Annotated in this window: 10 protein-coding genes; 4 read left to right on the forward strand and 6 right to left on the reverse strand. The window is 73.5% G+C overall.

Annotated features, from left to right (window positions below):
- Window positions 1–11 precede the first annotated feature (11 nt).
- Together DT076_RS02315 and DT076_RS02320 are read right to left on the reverse strand one after the other, a co-directional pair.
- Window positions 12–2,078 carry a M3 family metallopeptidase gene (locus tag DT076_RS02315; RefSeq protein ID WP_233493575.1) on the reverse strand — a complete coding sequence of 689 codons (2,067 nt, stop codon included), beginning with the start codon at window positions 2,076–2,078 and terminating at the stop codon, window positions 12–14.
- 42 nt (window positions 2,079–2,120) lie between these two features.
- Window positions 2,121–2,741, reverse strand: a complete 621-nt coding sequence (locus DT076_RS02320) for an L-threonylcarbamoyladenylate synthase (protein WP_114125234.1) — start codon at window positions 2,739–2,741, stop codon at window positions 2,121–2,123.
- A gap of 73 nt (window positions 2,742–2,814) precedes the next feature.
- Here DT076_RS02320 and DT076_RS02325 point away from each other — a divergent pair, with 73 nt between their 5' ends.
- Complete coding sequence (locus tag DT076_RS02325; protein WP_233493576.1) at window positions 2,815–3,954, forward strand: MalY/PatB family protein; 1,140 nt, start codon at window positions 2,815–2,817, stop codon at window positions 3,952–3,954.
- Here DT076_RS02325 and DT076_RS02330 read toward each other — a convergent pair.
- A complete protein-coding gene (locus tag DT076_RS02330) occupies window positions 3,938–4,342 on the reverse strand; it encodes a pilus assembly protein TadE (protein WP_114124994.1) in 405 nt (134 codons plus the stop codon). The two genes, DT076_RS02325 and DT076_RS02330, sit on opposite strands and share 17 nt — an antisense overlap.
- Before the next feature lie 75 nt (window positions 4,343–4,417).
- Here DT076_RS02330 and soxR point away from each other — a divergent pair, with 75 nt between their 5' ends.
- Genes soxR through DT076_RS02345 form a run of 3 tightly spaced genes read left to right on the forward strand, consistent with a single transcriptional unit; the run spans window position 4,418 to window position 7,419 of the window.
- Complete coding sequence (soxR, locus tag DT076_RS02335; protein WP_407642696.1) at window positions 4,418–4,891, forward strand: redox-sensitive transcriptional activator SoxR; 474 nt, start codon at window positions 4,418–4,420, stop codon at window positions 4,889–4,891.
- A gap of 44 nt (window positions 4,892–4,935) precedes the next feature.
- The gene (locus DT076_RS02340; RefSeq protein WP_114124996.1) at window positions 4,936–6,162 is read left to right on the forward strand and encodes a pyrophosphate--fructose-6-phosphate 1-phosphotransferase; all 1,227 of its coding nucleotides are present in this window, start codon (window positions 4,936–4,938) and stop codon (window positions 6,160–6,162) included.
- A 60-nt stretch (window positions 6,163–6,222) separates the two neighbouring features.
- Window positions 6,223–7,419 carry a YihY/virulence factor BrkB family protein gene (locus DT076_RS02345; RefSeq protein ID WP_114124997.1) on the forward strand — a complete coding sequence of 399 codons (1,197 nt, stop codon included), beginning with the start codon at window positions 6,223–6,225 and terminating at the stop codon, window positions 7,417–7,419.
- A gap of 19 nt (window positions 7,420–7,438) precedes the next feature.
- On the opposite strand, the gene melA is transcribed toward DT076_RS02345, so the two are convergent.
- From melA to DT076_RS02360, 3 genes are all read right to left on the reverse strand, one after another.
- The gene (melA, locus tag DT076_RS02350) at window positions 7,439–8,824 is read right to left on the reverse strand and encodes an alpha-galactosidase (protein ID WP_114124998.1); all 1,386 of its coding nucleotides are present in this window, start codon (window positions 8,822–8,824) and stop codon (window positions 7,439–7,441) included.
- Window positions 8,825–8,852: 28 nt separating this feature from the next.
- On the reverse strand, window positions 8,853–11,798 hold the full coding sequence (gcvP, locus tag DT076_RS02355; RefSeq protein WP_114124999.1) for an aminomethyl-transferring glycine dehydrogenase: 2,946 nt from the start codon (window positions 11,796–11,798) through the stop codon (window positions 8,853–8,855).
- A gap of 154 nt (window positions 11,799–11,952) precedes the next feature.
- Window positions 11,953–12,534: a MerR family transcriptional regulator gene (locus DT076_RS02360; RefSeq protein ID WP_114125000.1), complete on the reverse strand. Its 582-nt coding sequence runs from the start codon at window positions 12,532–12,534 to the stop codon at window positions 11,953–11,955.

Here is a 12,534-nt window from a genome sequence, read left to right on the forward strand (position 1 = left end):
TACCCAGCGGCTCAGGCCAGACCCCGCCGGGCCAGCAGCGGTCCCTGCTCGGGGTCGCGGCCGCGGAAGGCGCGGTAGGAGTCCATCGGGTCGCGGGAGGAGCCGCGGGACAGCAGCTCGCGGCGGAAGTGGTCGCCGTTCTCGCGGCTCAGCCCGCCGTGCTCGTCGAACCAGGCCACCGTGTCGGCGTCCAGCACCTCCGACCACAGGTAGGAGTAGTAGCGCGCGTCATAGCTGTTGGCGAAGACGTGGGCGAAGTAGCGGGAGTGGTAGCGCGGCGGGACGCACTCCTCGTCCAGCTCGATGCGGGCCAGCGCCTCCGCCTCGAAGGCGTCCACCGAGGTGATCTCGGTGCCGGCGGGCAGGGCGTGCCACTCCTGGTCGAGCAGGGCGCTGGCGAGGTTCTCCGCGGTGAGGAAGCCCTGGTTGAAGGTGGCGGCCTCTCCCAGCCGCGCCAGCTGCTCGGCGGGCAGCGGCTCCCCGGTCTCGACGTGGCGGGCGTAGCGGGCCAGCACGTCGGGGTGCTGGATCCACATCTCGTTGACCTGGCTGGGGAACTCGACGAAGTCCCGCGGCACCCGGGTGCCGGAGAAGCGGGGGTAGGTGACGTCGGAGAGCAGCGCGTGCAGCGCGTGGCCGAACTCGTGGAAGAGGGTGGTGACCTCCGACAGGGTGAGCAGGGTGGGCTGCCCCGGTGCTGGCGGGCTGACGTTGAGGTTGTTGACCACCACCGGACGCTCGTCGTGCAGTCGGTTCTGCAGCACCAGCGAGTTCATCCAGGCGCCACCGTTCTTGGTGTCGCGGGTGTGCAGGTCGAGCAGGTAGAGACCCAGCCCGCTGCCGTCGGAGTCGTGCACCTCGAAGACCCGGACGTCGTCGCGGTAGCCCCGCAGGTCGGTGCGCTCGGTGAAGGTGAGCCCGTAGACCAGCGTGGCGGCGGCGAAGACGCCCTCGGTCAGCACCCGCTCGGCCTCGAACCACGGGCGCAGGCCGTCCAGGTCGAGGGCGTAGCGGCGCTGGCGCAGCCGCTCGGTGTAGTAGGCCCAGTCCCAGGGACGCAGCGCGAACGGCTCGGTCTCGGTCTCGGTGCAGTGCCGCTCGACCTCCTCCTGCAGCGCCTGCTTCTCCGCGGCCACGTTGGCGGCCACGGCGCGGGCCATCGGGTCGAACCGGTCGCGGACCGCCTGCGGGGTCCGGGCGGTGCCCGCGGCGGTGACCACGGAGGCGTGGTCGGGGAAGCCCAGCAGGGCGGCCCGCTCCGCGCGCAGCCGCACCAGCTCCAGCACCAGCGGTTCGGTGTCGTGCGGGCCGGGCCCGCCGCGTCCGGTCTGGGCCTCGAACAGCCGCTGGCGCAGCGGGCGGGAGTGCAGGCGGGCCAGCCAGGGGTGGTTGGTGTAGTTGGTGCAGGTGATCAGCCAGCCGCCGGGGTGGCCGGCGGCCTCGGCGGCCCGGGCGGCGGTGGTGCGGGCGCCCTCGTCCAGGCCGTCCAGCTCGGCCTCGTCGGTGACCGGCACCGCCCCGTCCTTCATCGCCGCGACCACCCGCTGCTGGAAGCGGCTGGACAGCACGGCCAGCCGGGAGTTGATCTCCCGCAACCGCTGCTGGGCGTCCTCGTCCAGGGCCGCCCCGGCCTCGGTCATGTCGCGGTGCCAGCGGCGGACCAGCTCGCGCTGCTCCTCGGTGAGGTCGAGCTCGTCGAGCTCGGCGTGCACGGCGTCCACCCGGGCGAACAGGGCCCGGTCGAGCATGATCGCGTCCTGGTGCTCGCTGAGCAGCGGCTGCAGCTCCTCCGACAGCGCCCGCAGCGACTCGTCGCCGTCGCTGGAGACGTGGTTGGAGAACACCGCGGTGGCCCGGCGCAGCAGCGTCCCGGAGCGCTCGAGGGCCTCCAGGGTGTTGTCGAACCCGGCCGGCTCGGGGTCGGCGGTGATGGCGGCCACCTCGGCCCGCTGCTCGGCCATCCCCTGCTCGAGCGCCGGCCGGTAGTGCGCGACCGTGATCTCGGCGAAGGGCGGCAGCTGGTAGGGCAGCTCGCTCGGGGTCAGCAGCGGGTTGGGGGTCTCAGTGGGCACGGTCACCCGGCCGACCCTAGGCCGTCGGCCGACGAGCGCCCAGCCGGCTCACTCGAACGGGGACGGGTCGCCCGCGCCGCGGCGGGCGATCACCACCTCGTCCCCGGACAGGTCGACCACGGTGGTGGGCTCGGTGCCGCAGTCGCCGGAGTCGAGCACCGCGTCCAGCTGCGCGCCGAGCTCGTCGGTGATCATCCAGCCCTCGGTCATCGGCGCCTCCTGGTCGGGCAGCAGCAGGGTGCTCGACATCAGTGGCTGGCCCAGCTCGTCCAGCAGCGCCTGGGTGGTGACGTGGGCGGGGATCCGCACGCCCACCGTGCGCTTCTTCGGGTGCAGCATCTGCCGCGGCACCTCCTTGGTGGCCGGCAGGATGAAGGTGTACTGCCCCGGCGTGGCCGCCTTCACGGCCCGGAAGACGTCGTTGTCCATCTGCACGAACTGGCCCAGCTGGGCGAAGGTCGAGCACACCAGCGTGAAGTGGTGGGCGGCGTCGAGGTGGCGGATGGCGCGGATCCGGTCCAGCCCCTCCCGGTTGCCGAGCTGGCAGCCCAGGGCGAAGCAGGAGTCGGTCGGGTAGGCGACGAGACCGCCACCGCGGATCAGGTCGGCCACCTGGCCGATGGCCCGGGGCTGGGGGTTGTCGGGGTGGACGTCGAAGTAGCGGGCCATGCCGGTCATCGTCGCGTGCCCGACCGACGGAAGTCCAGGGTCGGGGCTGGGCCCGGCCCCTATTGTCGGGCGGGTGGAACCGATCCTCTCCCTCGACCTGACGACGTTGCACCGCCGCACCTCGATGAAGTGGCGCCGCTACCCCGAGGACGTGCTGCCGCTGTGGGTGGCCGAGATGGACACCCCGCTGGCGCCGGCCGTGCGGGAGGAGCTGCTGCGGGTCGTCACCGAGGGCGACACGGGCTACCCCGAGGGCAACGCCTACGCCGAGGCCTTCGCCGTCTTCGCCGCCGAGGAGTGGGGCTGGACCTTCGACCCGGCGCGGCAGGCGGTGCTCTCCCCCGACGTCATGCAGGGCATCGCGATGCTCCTCGCCCAGGCGGTCCGTCCGGGCGAGCGGGTGGTGATCAACTCCCCGGTCTACGCCCCGTTCTGGGCGGTGGTGCGCAACGCCGGGGCCGAGCTGGTGGACGTCCCGCTGACCGAGGAGGGCCGCCTCGACCTGGACGCCCACGAGGCCGCCTACGCGCAGGGCGTGGCGGTGCACCTGCTGAGCAGCCCGCACAACCCCACCGGCGTCGTGCACACCCGCGAGGAGCTGACCCGGCTGGCCGAGCTGGCCCGCCGCCACGACGTGCTGCTGCTCGCCGACGAGATCCACTCACCGCTGGTCGGGCCCGGGGAGCGGTTCGTGCCGCTGCTCGACGTCCCCGGCGGCGAGCACGCGATCAGCCTGGTGTCGGCGTCCAAGGCCTGGAACCTGGCCGGGCTGAAGGGGGCGCTGATCATCGCCGGCCCCGAGCAGCTGGAGCAGCTGCGGGCGCTGTCCTACGAGAGCACCCGCGGGGCCGCCAGCCACGTCGCGCTGCGGGCGCACACCGCCGCTCTCACCGGGGCCCGGGACTGGCTGGTGCAGCTGCGCACCGAGCTGCAGGCCAACCGGGAGCTGCTGGACCGGCTGCTGGCCGACCACCTGCCCGCGGTACGCCACCGGCTGAGCCGGGGCACCTACCTGGCCTGGCTGGACTGCCGGGAGCTGGGGCTGGCCAACCCGGCGCGCCACTTCCTCGACGAGGCCCGGGTGGCGCTCAACGACGGCGCCGCCTTCGGCCCGCGGACGGCGGGGTTCGCGCGGATCAACCTCGCGACCTCCCCCGCGATCATCACCGAGGCGGTCACCCGGATGGGACGCTCGGTCAGCGGCCCACGGTGAACAGCCGGGCGGTGGCCGCCCCCTCGCCGGAGACCTCGTCCACCCCGATCAGCGACAGGAAGACGGTGGGCTCGGTGCTGGTGGTGCGCACCTCGACGGTGCCGCCGCGGACGACCACCCGCCCACTGACGCCGGGGCTGTCGGCGAGGTAGGCCGTCGCCGCGGCGCGGGCCCGGGCGGCCGAGGCGGACCGGTCGGCCGAGGCCACCAGCGGGCCGGCGCCGGCATCGACGCCGACCCGGGCGGCCGCCGCGGCCACCCCCTCCGCGCGCCGGGTGGCGGCCACCTGCTGGCCGCCGTCGACGACCAGGCCGGCGACCAGGAACAGCCCGGCCAGCACGACCAGGACGAGCAGCGAGACCGACTGGCCGCGCTCGTCCGTCCGCATGCCCGCAGTCTGCCGTCCTCGGGCGCGGTGCGCGAGGGGCACCGGCCGGGTCTGTGGACGGCTAGCGTGATGCCCATGCGCAGCCCGAGGGACGAGCTCACCATCGGTGAGGTCGCCGAACGCTCCGGTGTCGCCCCCACCGCCCTGCGCTTCTACGAGGAGCGCGGGCTGATCGAGAGCACCCGCAACACCGGCAACCAGCGCCGCTACCGGCGCACCACGCTGCGCCGGATCGCCTTCATCCGCTCGGCCCGGCGGGTCGGGCTCACCCTGGAGGAGATCGGCGAGGCGCTGGCGACACTGCCCGCCTCCCGCACCCCCACCCGGGCCGACTGGGCCCGGCTGTCGCAGGCCTGGCGGAGCCGGTTGGACGAGCAGATCGAGCGGCTGGAGCGGCTGCGGGACCAGCTCGACGGCTGCATCGGCTGCGGCTGCCTCAGCCTGGACTCCTGCGCGCTGAGCAACCCCGACGACGCACTCGCCGACCAGGGTCCGGGTGCGGTCCGGCTGGAGGCCACGGGGCGCGGACGGGCCGCCGACAGGCACTAGGGTGCTGGCTGGTCGCACACCACGGACGAAGGGTCACGATTTCCATGGTCACGAAGGTCGCTCTGCTCACCGCCGGCGGGTTCGCCCCCTGCCTCTCCTCCGCCATCGGCGGGCTGGTGCAGCGCTACACCGAGATCGCCCCAGAGGTCGAGATCATCGCCTACAAGCACGGCTACCAGGGCCTGCTCTCCGGCGACTCGATCACCGTCACCGACTCCGTCCGGGCCAAGGCCGGTCTGCTGCACGAGTACGGCGGCTCCCCGATCGGCAACAGCCGGGTCAAGCTGACCAACGCGAAGGACCTCGTCAAGCGCGGTCTGGTCGCCGAGGGCGAGGACCCGCTCAAGGTGGCCGCCGACCGGCTCGCCGCCGACGGCGTCGACGTGCTGCACACCATCGGCGGTGACGACACCAACACCACCGCCGCCGACCTGGCCGCCTACCTGGCCGCGCACGACTACGGGCTGACCGTGGTCGGGCTGCCCAAGACGATCGACAACGACGTCGTCCCGATCAAGCAGTCCCTGGGCGCCTGGACCGCCGCCTCGATGGGCGCCCGGTTCGCCCAGAACATCGTGGCCGAGCACAACTCCGGTTCGCGGATGCTCATCGTGCACGAGGTGATGGGCCGCAACTGCGGGTGGCTCACCGCCGCCACCGCGCAGGCCTACCGGGAGTGGCTGGACGGCCGGGAGTGGCTGCCCGAGATCGGGCTGAGCCGTGAGGCGTGGGACGTCCACGCCGTCTACGTGCCCGAGGCGGAGGTCGACGTCGACGCCGAGGCCGAGCGGCTGCGCTCGGTGATGGACACGGTCGGCAACGTCACCATCTTCCTCTCCGAGGGTGCCGGGCTGGAGTCGATCGTGGCCCAGCTGGAGGCCGCCGGCCAGGAGGTCGCCCGCGACCCGTTCGGCCACGTCAAGCTGGACAAGATCAACCCGGGCGCCTGGTTCTCCGAGCAGTTCGCGGCCAAGCTCGGCGCGGAGAAGGTGATGGTGCAGAAGTCGGGCTACTACTCGCGCTCGGCCGCGGCCAACCAGGCCGACCTGGAGCTGATCCGCTCGATGACCGACCTCGCCGTCGACTGCGCCCTGCGTGGGGAGTCCGGGGTGATCGGCCAGGACGAGGAGCGCGGCGAGGAGCTGCGGGCGATCGAGTTCGAGCGGATCAAGGGCGGCAAGCCCTTCGACATCACCACCGGCTGGTTCACCGCCATGCTCGCCTCGATCGGCCAGCCCGCACCGACCCCCGCGCCGGCCGCCGGGCACTGAGCGCGTCCGGCACCGCCTCGGCCCCCCGTCGGTCCAGCGCGCGTCGATAGGGTCGGCGGCATGGGCGAGCTGCTGAAGAAGATCACCTCCCAGCCCTGGGTGGCGCACCTGATCCGGGCCAACACCCGCTTCACCGCCCGGATGGGCAGCGCCTTCGCCGGCTCGATCACCTACTACTCGGTGCTGGCGCTGGTGCCGGTGGTCGCCATCGCGTTCGGGCTGATCGGGCTGCTCTTCGCCGACGAGCTGCGGGCCGCGCTGGACGACATCCTCTCCGGTTTCGGGCCGCGGCTCACCGAGGCCCTCCGCCCGGTGCTGGACGAGGGCCTGGCGGGGGCCGGAGCGATCGTCGGGGTCGGCGGCGCCACCGCCCTGTACGCCGGCGTGAACTGGGTGGCCCAGCTCAAGACGGCCGTGCGCGCCCAGTGGCGGCCGCGCTTCGGCGACCTCGAGGCCAAGCGGATGATCGTCCTCGAGACGCTGGTCAACATCGCGATCCTCGTCGGGCTGATCGTGATGGTGACGGCCACCATCGCGCTCTCCTCGGTCGCCACCTGGCTGGCCGACGCCGTCATCGGCTGGCTCGCGCTGGACGGCGTCCCCGGCATCACGGTGCTGCTCCGGCTGGTGCCGCTGCTCGGCTCGCTGGTGCTGGGGCTGGTGCTGTTCGCCTTCCTCTTCCGGGTGCTGCCGCAGACCCGGGTGCGCACCCCGGCCGTGCTCAAGGGGTGCGTCTTCGGCTCGGTCGGGCTGGCCGTGCTGACGTACCTGTCGAGCACCATCGTGGGGCTCTTCACCCGTAACGCCGCGTTCAGCGTCTTCGGCCCGGTGATCCTGCTGATGCTCTTCCTCAACCTCTTCGCCCGGCTCATCCTCTTCCTGGCCGCCTGGGTGGCCACCTCGGAGCAGCGCGCGCTCGCCGGTGAGCGCTCCGACGCCGACGCCCCGCTGGAGGCGGACCCCGAGATCGAGCTCGAACCGGTGGTGCAGCCGATGCCCGAGCCGGCGCACGCCGCCCCGGGCGGGCGCGGGCGCAACCCCTACGCCGCCCGGGTCGACTGGGCCCGCCGGGAGCGGGTGCAGATCGGGCCGGAGCAGCTCGACGTCAGCTACCCCTCCGAGGACGTCAAGGTGCCCCAGACGGTGGCCGTGCGCTCCACCCGGATCGCCTCGGCGGTCGGCTGGGTGTTCGGCGCCGCCTCCGGGATCGGGCTCGGCTCGCTGGTGGCCTCCCGGCTGGGACGCCGCCGCCGCTGACCGGCGTCCGGGCGCCGTCTCAGCCGGCCGGCTGGAGCGCGGGCGGCAGGTAGGCCGCGTGGGCCTGCAGCAGCTCCTCGGTCATCGCGCGCAGCTGCGGCAGGGTGCACAGCGCCCCGGCCAGCGGGTCCAGCGCGACGGCGTGCAGCACCGCCTCCCGGTCACCCTCCAGCGCCGCCTGCAAGGCCAGCGTCTGCACGGCGATGTTGCTGCGGTTGAGCGCGGCCAGCTGCAGCGGCAGCGCCCCCTGCGCGGTGGGCTGGACGCCGCCGGCGTCGACCAGGCAGGGCACCTCGACGCACGCCTCCGGCGGCAGGTTGGAGATCAGCCCGGTGCCGTTGGGGACGTTGCCGTAGACGACCGTCGGGGTGCCGGTGACCACCGCGTTGACGATGGCGGCGCCGTACTCCACCGACGGGGCCAGCTCGTCCTTGAGCCGCGCCAGCTGCTGCTGCACCTCCCCGCCGCCGTCGTGGGCGGCGCAGATCTCGTAGTAGTCCCAGCGCTGCGGGATGTAGTCGGCGACCACCGCCGGGTCCTTGCGGAACCACGGCACGTACTCCGAGGCGTGGTGGCTGGACTCGGTCTGGAAGTAGCCGAAGGTCTCCATCAGCGCGGTGCGGACCTGCTCGTTGCCGCCCTCGTAGGTGCTGGCCGCCTCCGCCGCGCCCGAGTGGTTCCCGGCGTCGGCGCGCAGCTGACCGGCGTCGCGTCCGGGCCGGTGCCGAACCAGCATCGTCTCGCGCAGCCGCGGGTACAGGTCCTCCGCGCCGCGGCGGAACTCCAGCACCCAGGACTGGTGGTTGATCCCGGCGCAGCGGTAGGAGACCTCCTCGTAGGGCACCCCCAGGGTGCGGGCCAGCATCCGGGTGGTCCCCTGCACGCTGTGGCAGAGCCCCACGGTCCGCAGCCCGCGGGCGTTGAGGTAGCCGGTCGCCATCGCCATCGGGTTGGCGTAGTTGATGACGGTGGCGTCCGGGCACAGCTCGCCGGCCGCCTCGACGATCTCGTCGTAGGCCCGCACCGAGCGCAGGAACCGGAACACCCCGCCCGGGCCGAGGGTGTCGCCGACGGTCTGGTCGACCCCGTAACGGCGCGGGATCTCCACGTCGTGGCGGTAGGCCTCCACCCCGCCCACCTGGAAGGTGATGATGACGAAGTCGGCCCCGCCCAGCGCCTGACGCAGGTCGGTGGTCTCCACCACCGTGGCGTCCAGGCCGTGGTGGTCGACCAGCTCGCGGGCGGCCGCGGCCACCGGGGCCAGCCGGCCGGCGTCGATGTCCATCAGGTGCAGCCGGGCCGAGCGCAGCGCGGGGAAGCTCAGCAGGTCACCGACCAGGCGGAAGGGGAACACGAAGCCGCCGGCTCCGATGATGGCGATGGTGGGTGGGGACGTCGTCGTCATGCCCCCCGACCGTAGCGGTCGGGGGAGATCAGCTCTCGAAGGCCTCCGGCGGCGGGCAGGAGCAGACCAGGTTGCGGTCGCCGTAGGCCTGGTCGATCCGGGCCACCGGCGGCCAGTACTTGTCGCCGCGGCCCTCGGCCACCGGGCCGCTGCGGCGCCCGGTCGGGTAGCCGGCGACGGTGCGGGAGTAGGCGTGGGTCCACTCGTCGGCGGTCACCCGGGCCAGGGTGTGCGGGGCGTTGACCAGGGGGTTGTCCTCCCGGCTCCACTCCCCCGTCTCCACCCGCGCGATCTCGCGGCGGATGCCGATCATCGCCTCGCAGAACCGGTCGATCTCGGCCAGGTCCTCCGACTCGGTGGGCTCGACCATCAGCGTGCCGGCCACCGGGAAGCTCATCGTGGGGGCGTGGAAGCCGTAGTCGACCAGCCGCTTGGCGACGTCGTCGACGGTGATCCCGCTGGACCTGGTCAGCGGCCGCAGGTCGAGGATGCACTCGTGGGCCACCAGCCCGCCGCGGCCGGCGTAGAGCACCGGGTAGTGCTGGGCCAGCCGGGCGGCGACGTAGTTGGCCGACAGCACCGCCTGCTCGGTGGCCGCGCGCAGGCCGTCGGCGCCCATCATGGCGATGTAGGCCCACGAGATCGGCAGGATCCCCGCCGAGCCGTACGGCGCCCCCGAGACGGGCCCGACGGCGGGCGCCGCCCCGTCACCCGCGTGCCCGTCGAGGGAGGGGACGTCCGTCATCGGATGGGTGGGCAGGAAGGGCGCCAGGTGCTCCCGGACGCCGACCGGCCCCACCCCCGGACCGCCGCCGCCGTGCGGGATGCAGAAGGTCTTGTGCAGGTTGAGGTGGCTGACGTCGGCGCCGATCTCACCCGGCTTGGCCAGCCCGAGCAGCGCGTTGAGGTTGGCGCCGTCGACGTAGACCTGGCCGCCGGCCTCGTGCACCGCCGCGCACAGCTCGGTGATGGTCTCCTCGAACACCCCGTGGGTGGAGGGGTAGGTGACCATGATCGCGGCCAGCCGGTCGCGGTGGGCCTCGATCTTGGCGCGCAGGTCGTCCAGGTCGACGGTGCCCTCGGCGGTCGAGCGGACCACCACCACCGACATGCCGGCCATCACCGCCGAGGCGGCGTTGGTGCCGTGCGCCGAGGACGGGATCAGGCAGACCACCCGCTCGTGCTCGCCGCGCGAGCGGTGGTAGGCGCGGATGGCCAGCAGCCCGGCCAGCTCGCCCTGGCTGCCGGCGTTGGGCTGCACCGAGACCCGGGCGTAGCCGGTGACCTCGGCCAGCCACTCCTCCAGGGTGGCCACCAGGTCGCGGTAGCCGCCGGCGTCCTCGACCGGGGCGAAGGGGTGCAGGTCGGCGAACCCGGGCAGCGAGATGGGCTCCATCTCGGTGGTGGCGTTGAGCTTCATGGTGCACGAGCCGAGCGGGATCATCCCCCGGTCGAGGGCGAAGTCGCGGTCGGACAGCGAGCGCAGGTAGCGCAGCATCTGCGTCTCGGAGCGGTGGGTGCGGAAGACGGGGTGGGTGAGGAACTCCCGCTCGCGCACCTGCCCGGCGAGGTCGCCGCTCGTGCGCTCGGACAAGGTGGCGCCGAAGACCTCGCAGAGCGCCTGCAGCTCGTGCTCCCCGGTGTCCTCGCCGATGCTGATGCCGACGGTGTCGGGGTCGACCGGACGCAGGTGCAGCCCGGCCTGCCGGGCGGCCGCCACCACCTGGCGTCCGCGGTGCGGGACCCGCACCTGCAGGGTGTCGAAGAAGCTGGTGTGGGCCAGCTCGAACCCGGCCTGCTGCAGCGCGGCGGCCACCCGGGTGGCGTCGGTGTGCAGCCGGGTCGCGATCCGGCGCAGCCCGTCCGGGCCGTGGTAGACGGCGTACATGGCGGCCGTCACGGCCAGCAGCACCTGGGCGGTGCAGATGTTGGAGGTCGCCTTCTCCCGACGGATGTGCTGCTCGCGGGTCTGCAGGGCGAGCCGGTAGGCGGAGGTGCCGTCGGCGTCCACCGACACCCCGACGAGCCGTCCGGGCAGGGAGCGCTGCAGCCCCTCGCGCACCGACATGAAGGCGGCGTGCGGGCCGCCGTAGAACAGCGGGACGCCGAAGCGCTGGCTGCTGCCGACGGCGATGTCGGCGCCCCAGGAGGCGACGTCGGCGGTGATGGTCAGCGCCAGCAGGTCGCAGGCGGCCACCACCAGGGCGCCGTTGTCGTGGGCCTTCTGCGCGACCGCCGACAGCTCCTCGAACCCGCGCAGCGCACCGCTGGCCCCCGGCGTCTGCACGAGCACCGCGAACGCGTCGGTCGTCTGCAACGCGGTGACCAGGTCGCCCTCGGCCACCACCGCCTCGATCCCGAGCGCGCGGGCGCGGGTCTGCACCACCGCGATGGTCTGCGGCAGGGTGTCGGCGTCCATCAGGAACACCTGGCCCTTCTTCACCGAGCGGCGGGCCAGCGCCATCGCCTCCGCTGCCGCGGTCGGCTCGTCCAGCAGGCTCGCCCCGGCGACCGGCAGCCCGGTGAGGTCGGAGACCACGGTCTGGAAGTTCAGCAGCGCCTCCAGCCGGCCCTGGCTGATCTCGGGCTGGTAGGGGGTGTAGGCGGTGTACCAGGACGGGTCCTCCAGCACGTTGCGCCGGATCACCGCCGGGGTGAGGGTGCCGTGGTAGCCCAGGCCGATCATCGCGGTGCACGGTCGGTTGCGGGCGGCCAGCTCGGCCAGGGCGACGCGGGCGCCGTCCTCGCTGAGCGGCTGCGGCAGCGCCAGCGGCGCGCGGGTGCGGATCTGCTCGGGCAGCACCCGGTCGACCAGCTCCTGCACCGAGGACAGCCCCAGCACGTCGAGCATCCGCTGCCGGTCCTGCGGGCCCACCCCGATGTGCCGGGCGGCGAAGCCGTCGGCGGTGGCGGTCAGGACGTCCCCGGCGTCCGCGGTGGCGGACGGGGCGGGGCTGTCGGTCACGATGGCCATCTCGCTCTCCCTGCCACCGTCGGGGTCCCGCGGGTCAGCGGCTGGCTCTCCCCTCCCGTGGCCCGACCACCCTAGACGGCGGGCCGGCAGCGGGCACGCCGACGGCCGGGTGCCCGTCGGCCGCGAGGGTCAGCCGCGCGGGCGCGGCGCGTGCTCAGCCAGCCGCGCGGGCGCGGCGGCGGGCGGCGAGCTCGTCGCCCTCGTGCTGGCGGGCACCCTCCTGGATGTGCTCGCTCGGCAGCTCGAGCAGGGTGCCCTCGAGGTCGCGCCAGACGCCACCGAGGGCGATCGCGAACATGCCCTGGCCGCCGCGCAGCAGGTCGACCACCTCGGTCGGCGAGACCGCCTCGTAGATGGTGACGCCGTCGCTCATCAGGGTGACCTCGGTCAGGTCCTCCACCCCCCGGGCCCGCAGGTGCTCGATGGCCTTGCGGATCTGCTGCAGGGAGATGCCGGCGTCGATGAGGTTCTTGATGACCTTGAGGATGAGGATGTCGCGGAAGCTGTACAGCCGCTGGCTGCCCGACCCGCTGGCCGCGCGCACCTCGGGGGTGACCAGACCGGTGCGGGCCCAGTAGTCGAGCTGGCGGTAGGTGATCCCGGCGGCCTTGCAGGCGGCGGGACCGCGGAAACCCTCGTCCTCGGGCAGCGGGGAGAAGTTGCCGTCGAACAGGTGCTCCTGAGCACCCACCTCGGGGGTGGGCGTCGGGGTGTCACGCTCGGGAGTCTTGCTCAC

The organism is Desertihabitans brevis (assembly GCF_003327535.1).
GTDB classification, from domain to species: Bacteria; Actinomycetota; Actinomycetes; order Propionibacteriales; family Propionibacteriaceae; genus Desertihabitans; species Desertihabitans brevis.

Bases quoted from the DNA above. Each gene is read 5' to 3' on its own strand.
- DT076_RS02320 (WP_114125234.1), bottom strand. From the start codon at position 2,741: ATGGCCCGCTACTTCGACGTCCACCCCGACAACCCCCAGCCCCGGGCC.
- DT076_RS02330 (WP_114124994.1), bottom strand. From the start codon at position 4,342: ATGCGGACGGACGAGCGCGGCCAGTCGGTCTCGCTGCTCGTCCTGGTC.
- soxR (WP_407642696.1), top strand. From the start codon at position 4,418: ATGCGCAGCCCGAGGGACGAGCTCACCATCGGTGAGGTCGCCGAACGC.
- DT076_RS02340 (WP_114124996.1), top strand. From the start codon at position 4,936: ATGGTCACGAAGGTCGCTCTGCTCACCGCCGGCGGGTTCGCCCCCTGC.
- DT076_RS02345 (WP_114124997.1), top strand. From the start codon at position 6,223: ATGGGCGAGCTGCTGAAGAAGATCACCTCCCAGCCCTGGGTGGCGCAC.
- melA (WP_114124998.1), bottom strand. From the start codon at position 8,824: ATGACGACGACGTCCCCACCCACCATCGCCATCATCGGAGCCGGCGGC.
- gcvP (WP_114124999.1), bottom strand. From the start codon at position 11,798: ATGGCCATCGTGACCGACAGCCCCGCCCCGTCCGCCACCGCGGACGCC.